The following is a 15303-nucleotide window of genomic DNA, read 5'->3' as shown; positions in this document are numbered from 1 at the left end:
TCCTATGTTTTCTCGAACAATTACCTTAAGTTGATGTTAATTAGTAAATTTACATCCTTATTCATTTTTATTACGAGGCAAGATGGCTCAACTAACATCCATATTAGATAACGACTTTTATAAATTTACGATGCAATATGCTGTCGTCAAGTTATTTCCAAAAGTAAAAGCACGCTATCAATTTATCAATCGTGGACAACATAAATTTCCAACAGGATTTGATTTAAAATTACGTGAAGCGATTGATGCGATGGCAAAATTAAAACTGACCAAAGCAGAAAAAATATTTTTTTCTCAAAACTGTCCCTATATAGATCCTACTTATTTTGATTTTTTGCAAGGATACCGATATGACCCTGATGAAATCACGATAAGCCAAACTGGGGCCGATTTAGAAGTTAAAATAGAGGGATACTGGTATAGAGCCATTCTTTGGGAAGTTCCAATCATGGCACTAATTTGTGAACTATATTACGAATTAGGGGACTTAAAACGTTTTCCAGATGAACAAGTCATCGCTGATGCAAAAAATAAAATACAGAAATATAAAAAATTGAATATTACAATTGCCGATTTTGGTACCAGGAGACGTTATTCTTATCACGTGCATCAACTTGTTGTAGAGACATTAAAGAAATATGGGACCGGTACATTTATTGGAACGAGCAATGTACAACTTGCTATGCAATATCAAACTAAACCTATAGGTACTCATGCACATGAATGGTTTATGTTTCATGCAGCCAAATATGGGTATAAAATGGCAAACTTGTTAGGACTAGAACACTGGGCAGATGTGTATCGTGGTGATTTAGGTATCGCTCTATCAGACACCTATACGACCGAAGTCTTTTTTAAACAATTTGACAAGAAGCTCACAAAACTGTTTGATGGTGTGCGACATGATAGTGGAGATCCATTAGAATTTGCAGATAAAATCATCGCACATTATGTGAAAAATGGTATCGATCCATCATCAAAAACGATTATTTTTTCTGATGGCTTAGACTATGAAAAAGTTGCACATATTACGGAACATTGTCAAGGAAAAATTGGATACTCTTTTGGAGTGGGAACCAATTTTACTAATGATGTAGGAGTACCACAGATGAATATCGTTATAAAAATGACCGAAGCACAACCAGAAGATGATGAATGGACTCCTGTAATTAAGCTATCGGATGAACCTAAAAAACATACAGGAGATCCTGAATCTATTCAATTGGCTAAAAAAATATTAATGATTCATGATTAGAGATGTTTATGGCGAAGCCTTAGATGATTATTATAAACATCAAAAAGAGCTGGCTCCACTACTTTTACACAGTAGTTATGGTGATATTGAAGAGATGCCTTTAGATATTTTCTTCAGAGAAGAGGAAGAACTTCCTGAATTAGAATTCATAGCGCTTTCTTTATGTGATGGCCGTGTTTTGGACGTTGGGGCTGGTGCAGGATGCCACAGTTTGTATTTACAAGAAAAGAAATTTGATGTTGAAGCTTTAGAAATTTCGAGCACAGCTTGTCACATCATGCAACAAAGAGGCGTTCAAAAAATACATCATGCAGATTTTTATCAATTCAAAGATCAGCAATACGATACGTTACTCTTTTTAATGAATGGGATCGGGTTGGCTGGAGATATTGAAGGGTTCAAAAAACTTTTGATTCATTCAGAATCCTTATTGACCACTAGAGGGCAGCTCTTATTCGATTCGTCGAATATTGACTATTTATATGAAGAGTATAAAATAAAGCGTCCTGACCACTATTTTGGAGAGATTAATTATCAATATCAATATCAAGGTAATTTTGGTGAAAAGTTTAAATGGTTATACTTAGACCAGAAAATGTTAATCAAAATTGCACATGAAATGGGATGGGTTGTACAGGTCCTTTTTGAAGATGAAAATGATCAATACTTGGTTCGTATGGAAAAAAGAAAATAAAAAAAGAAGGAGACTGTAACGAGAACTGTGTCAACGGAATAATTTAATAAGATTTTTTATATTTAATTATTCAAACGACATGGTCATGAAAGAAAAGACCCCATTCGACTTTGACCGCTTCAAACAGGAAGCCATGCAAGGTCTCTACAACGGCAAGAGTCTATCTCCCAACGACGGCGTTCTAGCGCCCTTAATGAAACATTTACTGGAGTCTATGATGGATGGAGAGCTAGAGAATCATCTTCAAGAGGAGAAGGCCTCTGGCAGCTCTAATCGTCGTAATGGAAAGACAAAAAAGACAGTTCGAGGTCTTAATACAGGTACTTTTGAACTAGAATCAGGGCGTGATAGATCTGGCACATTCGAACCTAAAGTAGTTCCCAAGCGTCAGCTTATTATTACAGAACAGCTAGAAGGGCATGTTCTTGGTATGTATGCCAAAGGCATGAGTACGCGTGCTATCAGCGATTTTATTCGTGAGATGTACGCTATGGATATTTCTGCTACTGAAATATCCCGTATCACAGAAAGTGTCATGCCAGCAGTAAATGAGTGGAGAAGTCGTCCATTGGAAGCAGTATATCCCTTTGTGTTCTTAGACTGCATGCACTATAAAATACGTCAGAATGGTACAGTTGAATCTAGGGCTATTTATAATATATTAGGTGTAGGGATGGATGGACGTAAAGATCTGATAGGTCTTTATAGCTCAGAGAATGAAGGTGCAAAGTTTTGGTTATCTGTTCTCACAGACCTAAAACAGCGTGGTGTCGAAGATATTCTAATTGCCTGTATCGATGGTTTGAAAGGCTTCCCCGAAGCTATTGAAGCTATTTTCCCTAAAACTAAAGTTCAGTTATGTATTGTCCACCAGATCAGATCAAGTATGCGCTATGTTACAGAAAAAGATAAAAAAGCAGTCATTGAAGATCTAAAACCTGTTTATAAAGCGATTAACGAAGAAATGGGCTACGAAAACTTACTCGCCTTTGAGGAGAAATGGGGTAAGAAATATCCAATTGCTGCTAAATCCTGGCTGGACAATTGGATCAACTTATCTACTTTTTTCGAATACGATGAACAGGTTCGCAAGGCTATTTACACCACTAATCCTATTGAAGGCATGCACCGTCAGATCCGTAAAATTACGAAGTCTAAAGGTGCATTCAGTTCTGAGCAAGCTCTTATGAAGTTAATGTTCCTGATAATTAAGGATATCTCTAAAAAGTGGACAATGCCGATGCACAACTGGGGCTTGACGATATCTCAACTTTATATTAAATTTGGAGATAGGCTCAAGCTGGATAGAGGATTTTAGCATTAGATAATTATCCAATGACACAGTTTGAGTTACACTCCCAAAAGAAGCCAGATGGCTTCTTTTTTTATTCAAACAAACATATTAAATTTTTAATTACTTGCTATTATTACGAATATAGATATCTCCCATGGATGTTTTCAAAATGATATCCCGTCCTCCTCCATTCATTTTCCCTTTGACCTGATTATTATAAAGTACTGGTTTTTCAGCTGTAGCTGATTTTTCAAATTGAAATTCATCTCCAGCATAAATGTTCCCCATAGAAGTGCTAATATCTACATTGGCTCCTATTTTTGCTGGTAAAGCAATATCAACAGTTCCCATAGATGCAATTAACGAAATTGGACCTTTTACAGGTCCTACAAATCGAGCTTCCACATCTCCTTGAGTGATTTTCACATTCGTCGGTCCTGTAATATCAACCAACTTCACATTTCCTAAAAGAGCAGATACTTCCACTTCATTTTTCAAGTTTTTCAGCTCTACATTTCCACCAAGAAAAGCAGTGCCCTTATCTCCCATAATACTAACTGCCATATGATCTGGAATCTTTATTCGAACGGAATCATTTAATGCAAAACCAACATAACTCACTTCTGTTACTTGATCTTTCGTCGTAATATTTAATCCAATCCCTGAATTGTCTTTCAATTCTGAGCTATTGATAACACGAAGACCTTTTACCCGCTCATCTTGCTCTCTATCTTCTACTTTCGCTTCAAATAGAATCTCTTTTCCATTGTAACCCTCTACGTATACCTGACTAAATTTAATCAACAATTTATTACCTGGATTTGAAACTTTAAATTCCTTCCATGTTTTAGGTCCTTCCTCAACAGAATCATCAATGGGTAAACCTGAAATTGACCGAGTTGCCATTTCTACAGATTTTTTCACAATGGATTCCGTATTTTCTTGCGCTTGCAATAAATTCGAAATCGCAACCATTATCCCTATTAATACACTTATTTTTTTCATACTTTTTATTTTTTACTGATTTAATAATACTGCATAAGCTTGGTCTTTGACCAGTTTCAATGCAAATGGGTCTTCCAAAATTTCATTTAACTTTTTCTTAGTTGACTCCGATACATCACCACTTTCACCCCGTGCCAACCATTGTAACATTTCTACTTGAAGTGACGGATCATCTTGCTTTACAAACAATTCTTCAATCTTATCCTGTTTTTTTGGTTTGTCAACCCGACTTAAGACAACATCCAGAGCTGCCATCCGTACGTTACTATTGGGATCAGTTATTACGGTTTCTTCCAAAGCATTCATCTCGTTGTTTCCTAAATCAGGTAAATTTTTAAATGCCAGAACAGCTTCTAAACGTTTACTTGCAGATAACGTATCCTGTAACAAAGCAAAATAATGATTCAATTCGCTTTTTTTATCCGCAAAAAGATTAGCAGGAGTTTCTCTAAGATTCTTTTTCTTCTTTCCTTGAAGATTATATCTGCTTATTGTTATTTGAGCTACTTGCGTTGCGTCTTTCACCGTTGGCTTTATTTCTCTTGTTTCAACAGTAGTAGGTTGAACCTTTGTAGCCATTTTAACCTGTTGATTGGTATTAACTGTTTGGCTCCAAAAATATCCACCTATACCAATCATTAGGAAAACTGCTGCTGCGCTAGCCCATTTCCAAATATGGAGAGATGGTTTTATTTTTTCCTTCTGAGGGATGACTTGAGGACGGATTTTTTCCCAAAGCGCTGCTGAAGGTTCACGATGATCGAATCCTTCCCGATTTGCTTTAACAAACTCTTTTAATTTATCCTGCATAGTTATACCTTTCTTTCAATTCTTCATAAATTTTTTTCTTGGCTCGATGATATTGCGTTCGCACTGCTACAGCAGACATCCCCAATAAATTTCCGACTTCATCATGACTCATATCTTCAAACAGATAAAGATTTACAACCATTTTTGGAATCTCTCCTAAACGATTAATCGCTTGCTCTAAATCAATCAATCGGCACTCTCGCCATTCCTTCTCTAACAATTGTTCTTCTCCTTCGTCATGAATTTCCAATTCTTCTACTGGCGAAAAATAATATTGTCTTTTTCTAACCAACGAAATCGCTTTATTAATCCCTACGCGACGCAACCAAGCTTCTACTGAAATGATTTGCTCCCACTTTTCCTGATTGGAAAAGAACTGTATAAATGTCTCTTGCAACACATCTTCACTCTCTTCTGTATTTGATAATACACGAAAGATCGTATTGAAAATCTTTTTTGCATAGCGATGATACAACTGCCCATACCCCAGTTCATTACCTGTTTGGCATAAGTGTAACAAATCTTTATCACTAAGTTGATTCTGCACGCGTTTTAATCTTTTATTTTCTATGTTCTATATTCAAGTCGCACATATATTCCAAATGTTGCAAAATAATTTTATTTTTTTTCCTTTTATTTTATACCTCATAAAAAAGCACCTAAGAGGATCTCCTTAGATGCTTTAAAAACGGTAATCAATGTATACTAAAATAGAATTTTAAACATTATTAATCTCCTTTTATTTCAATTTGATATAAGTTTCAATAATGATTTGCTTAATACCCAATTCAGGTAGATTTTCCTCACCTTTTTGGATCAAGGTGTCACCTTTTTGGGTGAGTACAAAATGAAACGTATTATTTTCCCATTCCCGCATACTACAATATTGCAGATTTTCTTGATATTGGCTGCCTTTTAGGGAATAGGTCCCTCCACCCGAAACGAATAATGGCTCTTTTCCTTTGCCTTTTTCCTTATCGTGATTAAAGAAAGAAAAATGATCATCATTAAACATTTTAAACATTTCAGTTTTCAATGTATCTGTAAAAGCAACTATTGTGTCCTTTCCTTTTATTGTTTTACTTTCGATAAGACGATATGTGCCTGAAAGTTTTTGATTAGACTCTACTTTTTTCTCACTCTTACTTGAGCAAGAAGTTAACCCGAATACAAGAGCAAGCCCCAATGTCAATTGTTTTGTTAAGTTTTTCATAATTTGGTTTTAAAAAGAATAAGGCCAAATTATTTAAATTAGACCTTATTTTAAAATATATAGAAAACAATTATTATTCATGATCAAAAGGTAAAGGATCTTTCAAAATAAATCGAACTTCTTTCGTTTGTCCATTTCGCTCTATTTTCATTCGAATTTCCTTTCCTTCCTCTGATTTCATCAAATTGTTGATTTCCTCTAAGCTATAAGAACTAGCACGCCTTCCATTAATCGCTAAAATCTTATCGTCAACCATTAAACCTGCAAGCTGTGCAGGAGAGCTTGGTCTTACAATATCTATTTTAAATAAAGGTTTTAAAACAAACTTAAATTGTACTTTATTATCAAAACTAATTTCTTTACTACCATCATTTTTCAATGTAACAGGAACTTCCTGTTTTTCCCATTCAACACCATCATGGATAAGCTCAAGACCACTCATATTAAGATAATAAAACTTATCAAATTCTCTATTTTTCTTTAAATAAATTTGACTATTGGGATAATCGAATACAATTTTAAACCGTCTTAATAACTCATTTCCGATGGAGCCGATTCGCTCATTTATGATCTTCGCATTTTGGACAGATTCGCTCTCTGGATATGCGACCAAAGGAAAAGACATAGTAAATGGCCCTAACGTTAGCTGTTTTATTCTATTTCTTAAGCCATAGATTTCGCCATTCAAACCTTGTCCAATATAATCAGTGATAAAGGGAAATCGAACTTGATACCCTTCAATTCTTTGCAATAACAGCAACACTGCATCACTATTTCCCATGTCAATAAGTGCTTTTCCGTGAATTTGACTTTCATCTTGTTGTATGGCAATATCGATATAGGGTCGATTTCCTTTAATATCAAGAGGAAGGATAGTCATTTTAGACCAAGATTTAGGAGTTTCTCCATGCGGAAATACGATAATTCTTTTTTTTAAAAAATCGAACTCTATTCGATAATCGGCAAAAAATCGACTTCCTAATATGCCATTTATTTCGACACCAATTCGCGATGAAATATCAATATGTTCATTATCCAAGATAAAAATTGGATGATCCTTATCTTCCATCTTTTTTGCAATCAGAAGCCGGTTATTGACGGCCAATACCGCATCTATACCCTCATTTCGACCTAGACCTTGAAGTTTATTTTTAAAGATGCTGCTGTCAATATCTCCTAACGATTTACCAAAAACCATTGTTTCTTTAACACCAGTGTCCAATAAGAAATTCATCATAAAACCATTAACTTCTACAGGTATAATCACAAGATTATGGACAAATGTAAAAGGAATACTCAATTTCTTATTTTTCTTCAAGACAAAAGCCGATTGCCCGAAAGCAAGTTGAAAAAACAGGCTTATGATCAGAAGAAATCTTATTTTCATAGAAGTTTATATTGGTATAGACAATATAAGAAAAAAGCATCAGATGTACGATAAATAATAACACGGTGTCCTTCACTAGTAATCGCAGAATCTTCCCACTAAGCTATTAAAAGTGCATTGAAGGAAAATACTGATCAACTTAATTATAGGAATTTTTTGTACACAAAAAAGGCTCTTTCCGATAAACAGAAAGAGCCTTATACATTTATTGTTGATAAGTATTATTTACTATCCCACCAAACAGGAATCACAATTGCCTTTACAGGATCAGTAGGAATGTCAGCAGGAACATTATCACTATTATAAAGACGTTCTCCAGAAGGATAAGGAAATCTTACAGGAATTTGATTTATACGAGGAGGTTGATCCAATTCTGTTTGACCAGGATACATTTCATTATTAATAGGAAGTGCAGGTAGTCCAGTTCTTCTAAAGTCATTATACGCTTCAAACATTAAAAAATTAGCGATATATTTCTCGTTCATAATTTGGCCATAAGCCGTATTTGCATTGCTACTTAATGCATTATTAGCTAAATATGTGTTTGCATCTGTAGCAGCAATTCCATAAAAATCCATTGATGCTCTTACAGCTTTTTCATATGCAGCTGTAACGGTTGCATTAACCGTCTTATTAGCCACAAGAAACTCAGCTTCTGCTTTGATAAACTCAACCTCAGGATAAACCATCCAATATAGAGGAGCATCTTTAGCACTATAGAAAGGTGCAATTGCAGAATAATTCAGAATGTTATTTCCAGGAGCCTCATTCGTTAAACCAATGTACTTTCCGACATTTGCAGGATCAACATTTGTAGCTGCAACAACTTTAGTCGCTTGAAAAGCAATTCTAGGGTCATTGGATGCTAATAATTTATTAACATAATATTGAGATGGTCTTGTTGTTACCGCCCATTTACCATCAATCGCATATTGAAACCATGGGTTTTCAGCACCAGTTGTTGCAAAATACTTAAATTTAGGCTGTGTAGCCATCGTAATTGAACCCTTTGCCAACTCATCTAAGGCTAATTTAGCTTGCGCACTTGCAGTCAATCCTGGTGCATTTGATAATCTCAAGTAAAATCTTGCTTTTAACGTATGTGCCAAAGCTGCCCATTTCGTCATATCACCCTGATACAAAAGATCATCAGCTGCTGGTTTCAAAACGTTTGTTGTTGAAGCCGCTTCCGAAATAGCTTCATCTAACAAGGCCTGAATAGATTTGTATACGTCCTCTTGACTATCATACTTCGGTTTATAAATACCTTCAGTTCCTTTAAAAGCCTCGGAATAAGGAATGTCTCCAAACACATCCGTTGTCATGGATAAATTCCAAGCTAACACAATTTTAGCAATTGCAGAATAGTTGGGGTTTCCATTCGTAGTAGCTTTGTTCTTCAAAACATAAGCATTATTCATAACATCTGAATAAGAAAAACTGGTCCAAAAGTTATTGACATCTCCACCTGTAATCAAATAATTTCCTTCATGATTTCCAGCAATTCCACCAGCAAGGTGTTTTGTCCATAATACAGATACTCTTGTCGGGTAGCCTCCGTTTACTTCGTATGAAAAATTTGATAAAAGTGCTGATAAAATCAAGTTTTCAGGAACATCCGTCGGGTTATTGGGATCTTGATTAATATCCAGATTTTTGTTACAAGAAACAAATATTAGGGGTGATATAAATAATATCAAAAGTATTGATAATATATAATTTTGTCTTTTCATATGATTAAAATTTAACATTGACACCAAAGGTAAATCCTTTTGAACTTGGTGTAACAGCATGATACAATCCTTGCACCTGGTTACCTAACAAACTTCCTTCTGGATCTCTATATGAGAAGTCCGATTTAATCCAGAGATTACGTCCAGTTGCAGAGAAGGTTACATCTTCCAATTTTGATTTTTTCAACCATGATTTAGGAAGAGAATAGCTTAGCGTCACTTCTCTTAGTTTAATAAATCCAGCATCTTCTACAAAGTTTTGATCTATACTGGAATACCAGTTTTGATAATAGGACTGATTTTTAACTACTTCTGTCGTGTTTACTTCGCCATCAGACTCACGTATACCTTCATGAACTATTTTTGTACCCCTATCACCCGTTACTGCAGCCGAACCATAAAAAGTTGAATAAAATAAGTCCATGTTCAAGACTTGGCCACCTGTTTTAACGTCCAATAAACCTGAAACAGAAAGGTTTTTATATCTAAAATTGTTTCGAATACCCATTGTCCAATCTGGCATAACATCACCAATAGGTCCTAAATCTTCTGACATAACTGGTAATCCATCATCATCGATAAGTGTTTGTCCTTGATCATTCTTTTTGTATCCGGTTCCCCATATCACATAACCATAATCTTTATCAATTCTCACTTGAGGATTTGTAAACCCACCAATAAAAATATTATCAACACCTTCAGCTAACGATTGAAGTTTATATTTGTTCTTTGCAAAATTGGTCACAATATTCCAGTTGAAGTTTTCAGTTTTTACTGGTACCACATCCAACATAATCTCAATACCCGAATTTTTCAACTTTCCTGCATTAGCAACTAATAATTGAGAACCTGATGAAGCAGCAATTGGTTGTTGAATAATTTGTTTTTCACTTTGCTTGTTATAATAAGAGAATTCCAAATTGATTCGATTCTTTAAAAACTTCAATTCAGTACCAAATTCATACTCTGTTACAATTTCCGGTTCTAAAACATTGCTTGATAGCACGCTACTCATATTAAAGCCATTCAATCCATTAAATGGAAAATCAATATTTCCCCTTGTTCCATCACTAGGATTCGCTTTTGTAAACGTTTGGGTTGTATAATATGGAGGAGCATCATTACCTGCAACAGCATAAGAAGCCCTAATCTTACCAAAAGAAAACACATCATTTGTTAATCCGAATGCTTCAGAAAAAACGAATGAAGAGGATACTGATGGGTAGAAGTAGCTATTCTTTCCTTTAGGTAAAGTTGATGACCAATCGTTCCTTGCAGTTGCGTTTAAAAACAAATAATTTTTAAAGTCAATATTTGCAGATGCATAAATACCTACCAATCGTCTCAGTTCATCACTTTGAAAAGCTTGCACTGTTCCCATACCACTGATATCGAAGAAGCCTGGAATATTCAAATCGAGGCCTCTTACCGTACGACGATTAAATCCTCTTTGGTTATAGTTTGTTCCAAGTAATCCTGAAATACTCCAATCGTCATTAATCTTCTTATTTGCAGATAAAATGAAGTCATTATTCCATTGCTTATATTTTACCAATGCTGAAAAATAACGACCCTTAGGTATCGCCTTTGTACCAATATCAATTTTTTCTTCTAATAAATCTGTATAGCTATCCAATCCAACTCTATTTGTCGCTTTTAACCAAGGTAAAATATCAATATTAATTTCATTGGATAGCACAAAACGATCTGTAATACTTGGACTTGAGTTATGATTTACTAACCAATATGGATTATTAAAACCAGTACCTAAAGCTATTGGTGATTGCCAAGAAAGGTTTCCATATTTATCATAAGCTTCCTTCATATCAAAACTAACAGGAGCAAAATTCAAACCATATAAAAAAGATTGCCCACCATTTCCTTCAAGCATTCTATTATTTTTGGAATTTACATAAGATACTGAAGTATTAGAAGTGACAATTTGACTTAATTTAGAAGCAAATGCACCATTAAAACTATTTCTTTTAAAAGTGTTATTAGGAACTATACCATCTTGATTTGTATTGGAGTAAGTTAATCGATACGTTGTATTCGCAAGACCGCCGCTTATAGAAGCCGAATTATTCCACATAACACCTGTTTGATAGAATTGTTTCCGAGGGTCTACAAGCTTTGGCATACCAATTGCATCAATTACTTTTTGACTGACAGAATCTTTATGAGGTCCCCAAACCGCCGAAGTTTGTGGATTTGTTGTTCCCCCCTCTTCTGCATACCCACCTAAAGCTAAAGGTATACCACTTCGGTATTTTCCATTAACTCCTTGCAAATAGGTCGTTTGATAACCATCAGTGAAAGCATCATCAAAAGTTACACTAGAAGACAATGAAACTCTTGGTAATTTTCTATTATCTTCAATTGATCCTTTTTTAGTCGTAATCATGATAACACCATTTGCACCTCTAGAACCATACAAGGCACTTGCACCTGCCCCTTTTAATACAGAGACACTTTCAACGATATTTGGATCCAAATCAGAAAGTCTGCTACCATTCGTTCCTGTAAATAAAGTGGAAATATTATCATCTCCCTGATTAACAGAATTATCCATGGGTATGCCATCAATAACAAATAAGGGTTCACCACTTCCCGTTATGGATGTATTTCCACGAAGCTGTATCGAAGCAGAAGATCCCGCTTGACCTCCAGAACTTGTAATCTGTAAACCAGCTACTTTCCCTGCTAATGCATTCACAACATTTGGTTCACGAGAACTCAAGATATCAGCAGCTTTTACTTCTTGAACCGAATAACCAACTGATTTCTTTTCCTTCTTAACACCTAATGCTGTTACGACAACTTCATCAAGAGAATTTGAAGCATCATTTAACGTAACATTAAAAGCGGATTGATCTGCTTTGACGATTAAGGTTTTATCAGCAAATCCTACAGAACGAAAAACAATAACTTTTCCTGTGGGTACTGAAAGCGAGTAGTTACCATTCGCATCGGTTTGAGTAGCAATATTTGATCCTTGTACAGCAATCGTTACACCTACTAATGGTTTACCATCAGCTCCAGTTACACGACCACTAACTTTTTTTTCCTGTGCAAATGCTACAGAAGTCAGAATCATACTTCCCAAGAAAATACTGAGTAATTTTTGTTTCATATGTTTATGTTTATTTAAGTATTTAAAATCCCCAGAGGAGACTTTGGTTAATAGTAAGTATCTTATTCTTTTTTTAAAATCTCATTATTGTTTGTAAAACAACTATAATATATACTTTAATCATTTACTTAAATGGTCTCAATTAAGACCTTTGATTAAATTAATTAATTTGCGACTATAAAATATGCAATCGATTGTCTACTGTGAAATAATGTTTTGTCAGATATATTCTAGCTAATTCTTAAGGTATTTCAATTAAACTGACTAAGATTTACTTTTCAAATAAGGTTATACAACATATTCAATTCAAAAAGTTTCTACCGCAACTTAATTGTTAAATAATGTTAAAAACAAATATATGATATTAATTTAATTTAGCAATCTTTTATGCTAAAAAAATATATGAAAGTGATAACGATTATTTATTGTTATTCTCAAAAAGAAAACATGAACATATAATTGTTTAAATCAGAAATGTTAAAACTATGTCAAACATTATTATTTAAACTTACAACCAAATATTTACAAATGTTAGACTATTATATAGGTGTCTTTCATAGAGAAAAAGTCTTAAGCTTAACTTTCCCTGTAAAATAAGTTATAAGAGCATATTAATCCAGGAAGTACTTATTACTGAATAAGTACTTTATAGTTGTTAAAATAAAAAACAGCAGCAAACAAAGTTTACTGCTGTTTTCATTTTTATCTAAAGTCCTTATTTCTTTGACAGAACTATTCGAAATTTTAATATTGATCTTCAGGCCATTGTGTTCGGCGATGACCTTTAATTAAATAGGTTTTACCATCAACTCCAGCTTTATACTTCACAACTATACTATCAGCCATTACTTGGCTTGGTTGTTTAGAAGCTGCTTGTAAAATCTTTGTATCAATAATGTTAATACTTTTGTTTTTTACATTTAATGTATTAACATATTCTCCCCCTTTGATTGTTACTGAAGGAACATCAACATTCACTTTAATTAACATGCCAAAAGGATAAGTAGCATTACTAAATTTCATCCAAGCAATATCGCTGTCATTATTAGCAGTATTGTAAGTACTTAAAGTAGCAATTGAGAATGAAAAAGACTTTCCAGTAGCAGGGTTTAATGTCGTGACGTTAGTTCCGTCCTCATTAAAGATATGGGTATGCCATTCCCCTGAAATAGGATATATAGGAGAATGCTCTACTTCTGGCTGATCTTTTTTACAAGAAACAATTCCAAGTACCAATAGTCCTAAAAAATATTTAAATATATGTTTCATTTTTATTCTAATTTAATAAAGATTATTGTTTATGCCACCACATTTTCGTGTAGATAGCGACAGCTTTAGGTGTGTTTGCATTATTATCAGATGATACTTTTGGATATGGCAAACGTCTAGGAATTTCATTACCAACCAATACCGAAGTAATCGACTTCGTATATTGTCCAGGAATATATGATGGTTCATCAGAATCTACAGAACTCATAACAGGATATCCTGTTCTGTTTTGATCATAAAAAGAATCCCAGGCCTGACATCTAGTAGCAGCAACCCATTTTTGAGTAATAATTTGCTCTATCATTTTATCTACCGTACCTGCTTTAAATTCATAAACACCTCCATTGATAAAAGATGCTGCCGATTTACCCCAACGAGAAAAAGCTTCTGTAACAGCCAAATCATAATGTGTTTTTGCATTTATTGCATTGTTTAATCGAGCCCATGCTTCCGCTTGAAGAAATTCACATTCTGCATAAGACATAAAATAAACAGGATCAGTTGCTCCTAGTTTTGCTCTTGAAGTTGATCCAGGAGGAAAATCTAAAGTTGGAGCATTATAATCACCTTGTCTTAAAGCTGCATAAATAGCAGGTTTGTCTTTTTCAGTCGTCAATTCATAAAAATCTTCTATTCGAGGATCATTATTTTTTTGAAGATATGACATTAACGTTTTACTAGCTCTGATATTGACAAATGAATTTAGCGAACGTCTATCTGACTCATACAATGGATTGGATTTATTAACCGCATCCATAAATGCTGTCATTTTCGCATCAGATTCTAAAAGATCATTTGAATTTAAAAGCGTCGTAATAGCAGCGGTATTAGTTGCAAAATCTCGCATTAAAATTTTTAATTTTAACGTTTTGGCAAACTTACGCCAATTATCAAGATCTCCTTCGAAAACAAAATCTTGAGCCCCCATAGTTTTCAGAGCCTTAGCATCTTCTACTTTACTAATAGCATTATCCAATTGTGTTAAGATCAATTGATTAACGGTCTTTCCATCATCCCATTTTGGGGAATAAACACCTTTATCTCCTTGTAATCCTTCTGTTACAGGTAAATCACCATATAAGTCAACCAAAACATGGTTATCAAAAGCCAGCATAATTTGAGATGCAACATAATAATGCCATTGTCCTGCCGCTTCTGCTTTTTCCTTAGAAATAACAAGGTCCTTCATTCCTCCACCCATCAGATTTGACCATATACCATTGTATGAAGATATGGTCAAATTATAAGAGTCAATACCTGTATATTGATTTGAAGAATTATTTTGTGTATAATGTTGTGACCAAAATGCACCTATCAATTGAAGGTCTCCCCCAATTTTCGCTGCACTATAGGCTACGCCCGAAGGAAAAAGCAGCTCTGGTGTTGCATCATTTTCAGTCGGATTATAAGGACTTCTATTGATATCCAAATCCTTGGTACAGGCTGTAAGTGTCATCACACTTGCAGCCAATATATATCCTAATTTCTTAATATTTTTCATTTTATAATT

General features: G+C 34.4%; 12 protein-coding genes. 3 read left to right on the top strand and 9 right to left on the bottom strand.

The annotated features are described in order from the left end of the window. The first annotated feature begins 82 nt into the window (after nt 1-82). The 3 genes from pncB to LZQ00_RS01640 all read left to right on the top strand — a co-directional run bounded on the left by pncB (nt 83) and on the right by LZQ00_RS01640 (nt 3267). A complete protein-coding gene (pncB, locus tag LZQ00_RS01650) occupies nt 83-1255 on the top strand; it encodes a nicotinate phosphoribosyltransferase (protein WP_234511363.1) in 1173 nt (390 codons plus the stop codon). Further along, nucleotides 1248-1949, top strand: a complete 702-nt coding sequence (locus LZQ00_RS01645; RefSeq protein ID WP_234511362.1) for a class I SAM-dependent methyltransferase — start codon at nt 1248-1250, stop codon at nt 1947-1949. The genes pncB and LZQ00_RS01645 overlap by 8 nt, the downstream gene beginning before the upstream one ends. A gap of 85 nt (nt 1950-2034) precedes the next feature. Further along, nucleotides 2035-3267, top strand: coding sequence for an IS256 family transposase (locus LZQ00_RS01640; protein ID WP_234509583.1), 1233 nt, complete (start codon nt 2035-2037; stop codon nt 3265-3267). A 96-nt stretch (nt 3268-3363) separates the two neighbouring features. On the opposite strand, the gene LZQ00_RS01635 is transcribed toward LZQ00_RS01640, so the two are convergent. The 9 genes from LZQ00_RS01635 to LZQ00_RS01595 all read right to left on the bottom strand — a co-directional run bounded on the left by LZQ00_RS01635 (nt 3364) and on the right by LZQ00_RS01595 (nt 15294). Continuing rightward, complete coding sequence (locus tag LZQ00_RS01635) at nt 3364-4248, bottom strand: DUF4097 family beta strand repeat-containing protein (protein ID WP_234511360.1); 885 nt, start codon at nt 4246-4248, stop codon at nt 3364-3366. Nucleotides 4249-4260: 12 nt separating this feature from the next. Next, nucleotides 4261-5058, bottom strand: coding sequence for a hypothetical protein (locus LZQ00_RS01630; RefSeq protein ID WP_234511358.1), 798 nt, complete (start codon nt 5056-5058; stop codon nt 4261-4263). After that, entirely contained in the window at nt 5048-5605 is a 558-nt protein-coding gene (locus LZQ00_RS01625; RefSeq protein ID WP_234511356.1) for an RNA polymerase sigma factor, read from the bottom strand. Before LZQ00_RS01625 ends, LZQ00_RS01630 begins: the two co-directional genes overlap by 11 nt. Before the next feature lie 192 nt (nt 5606-5797). Beyond that, nucleotides 5798-6271: a hypothetical protein gene (locus tag LZQ00_RS01620; RefSeq protein WP_234511355.1), complete on the bottom strand. Its 474-nt coding sequence runs from the start codon at nt 6269-6271 to the stop codon at nt 5798-5800. 73 nt (nt 6272-6344) lie between these two features. After that, nucleotides 6345-7658: a PDZ domain-containing protein gene (locus tag LZQ00_RS01615; RefSeq protein ID WP_234511353.1), complete on the bottom strand. Its 1314-nt coding sequence runs from the start codon at nt 7656-7658 to the stop codon at nt 6345-6347. Between the two features lie 221 nt (nt 7659-7879). Then, entirely contained in the window at nt 7880-9391 is a 1512-nt protein-coding gene (locus LZQ00_RS01610; RefSeq protein ID WP_234511351.1) for a SusD/RagB family nutrient-binding outer membrane lipoprotein, read from the bottom strand. Between the two features lie 4 nt (nt 9392-9395). After that, nucleotides 9396-12524 carry a SusC/RagA family TonB-linked outer membrane protein gene (locus LZQ00_RS01605; protein WP_234511349.1) on the bottom strand — a complete coding sequence of 1043 codons (3129 nt, stop codon included), beginning with the start codon at nt 12522-12524 and terminating at the stop codon, nt 9396-9398. 744 nt (nt 12525-13268) lie between these two features. Beyond that, complete coding sequence (locus LZQ00_RS01600) at nt 13269-13793, bottom strand: lipid-binding protein (protein WP_234511347.1); 525 nt, start codon at nt 13791-13793, stop codon at nt 13269-13271. A gap of 22 nt (nt 13794-13815) precedes the next feature. Then, nucleotides 13816-15294 carry a SusD/RagB family nutrient-binding outer membrane lipoprotein gene (locus LZQ00_RS01595; RefSeq protein WP_234511345.1) on the bottom strand — a complete coding sequence of 493 codons (1479 nt, stop codon included), beginning with the start codon at nt 15292-15294 and terminating at the stop codon, nt 13816-13818. Nucleotides 15295-15303: the final 9 nt, after the last annotated feature.

It is taken from the genome of Sphingobacterium sp. SRCM116780, assembly GCF_021442025.1.
Taxonomy (GTDB): Bacteria; Bacteroidota; Bacteroidia; order Sphingobacteriales; family Sphingobacteriaceae; genus Sphingobacterium.
Note: the sequence above shows the minus strand (reverse complement) of the source record. Positions and strands in the feature narration are given on the sequence as shown.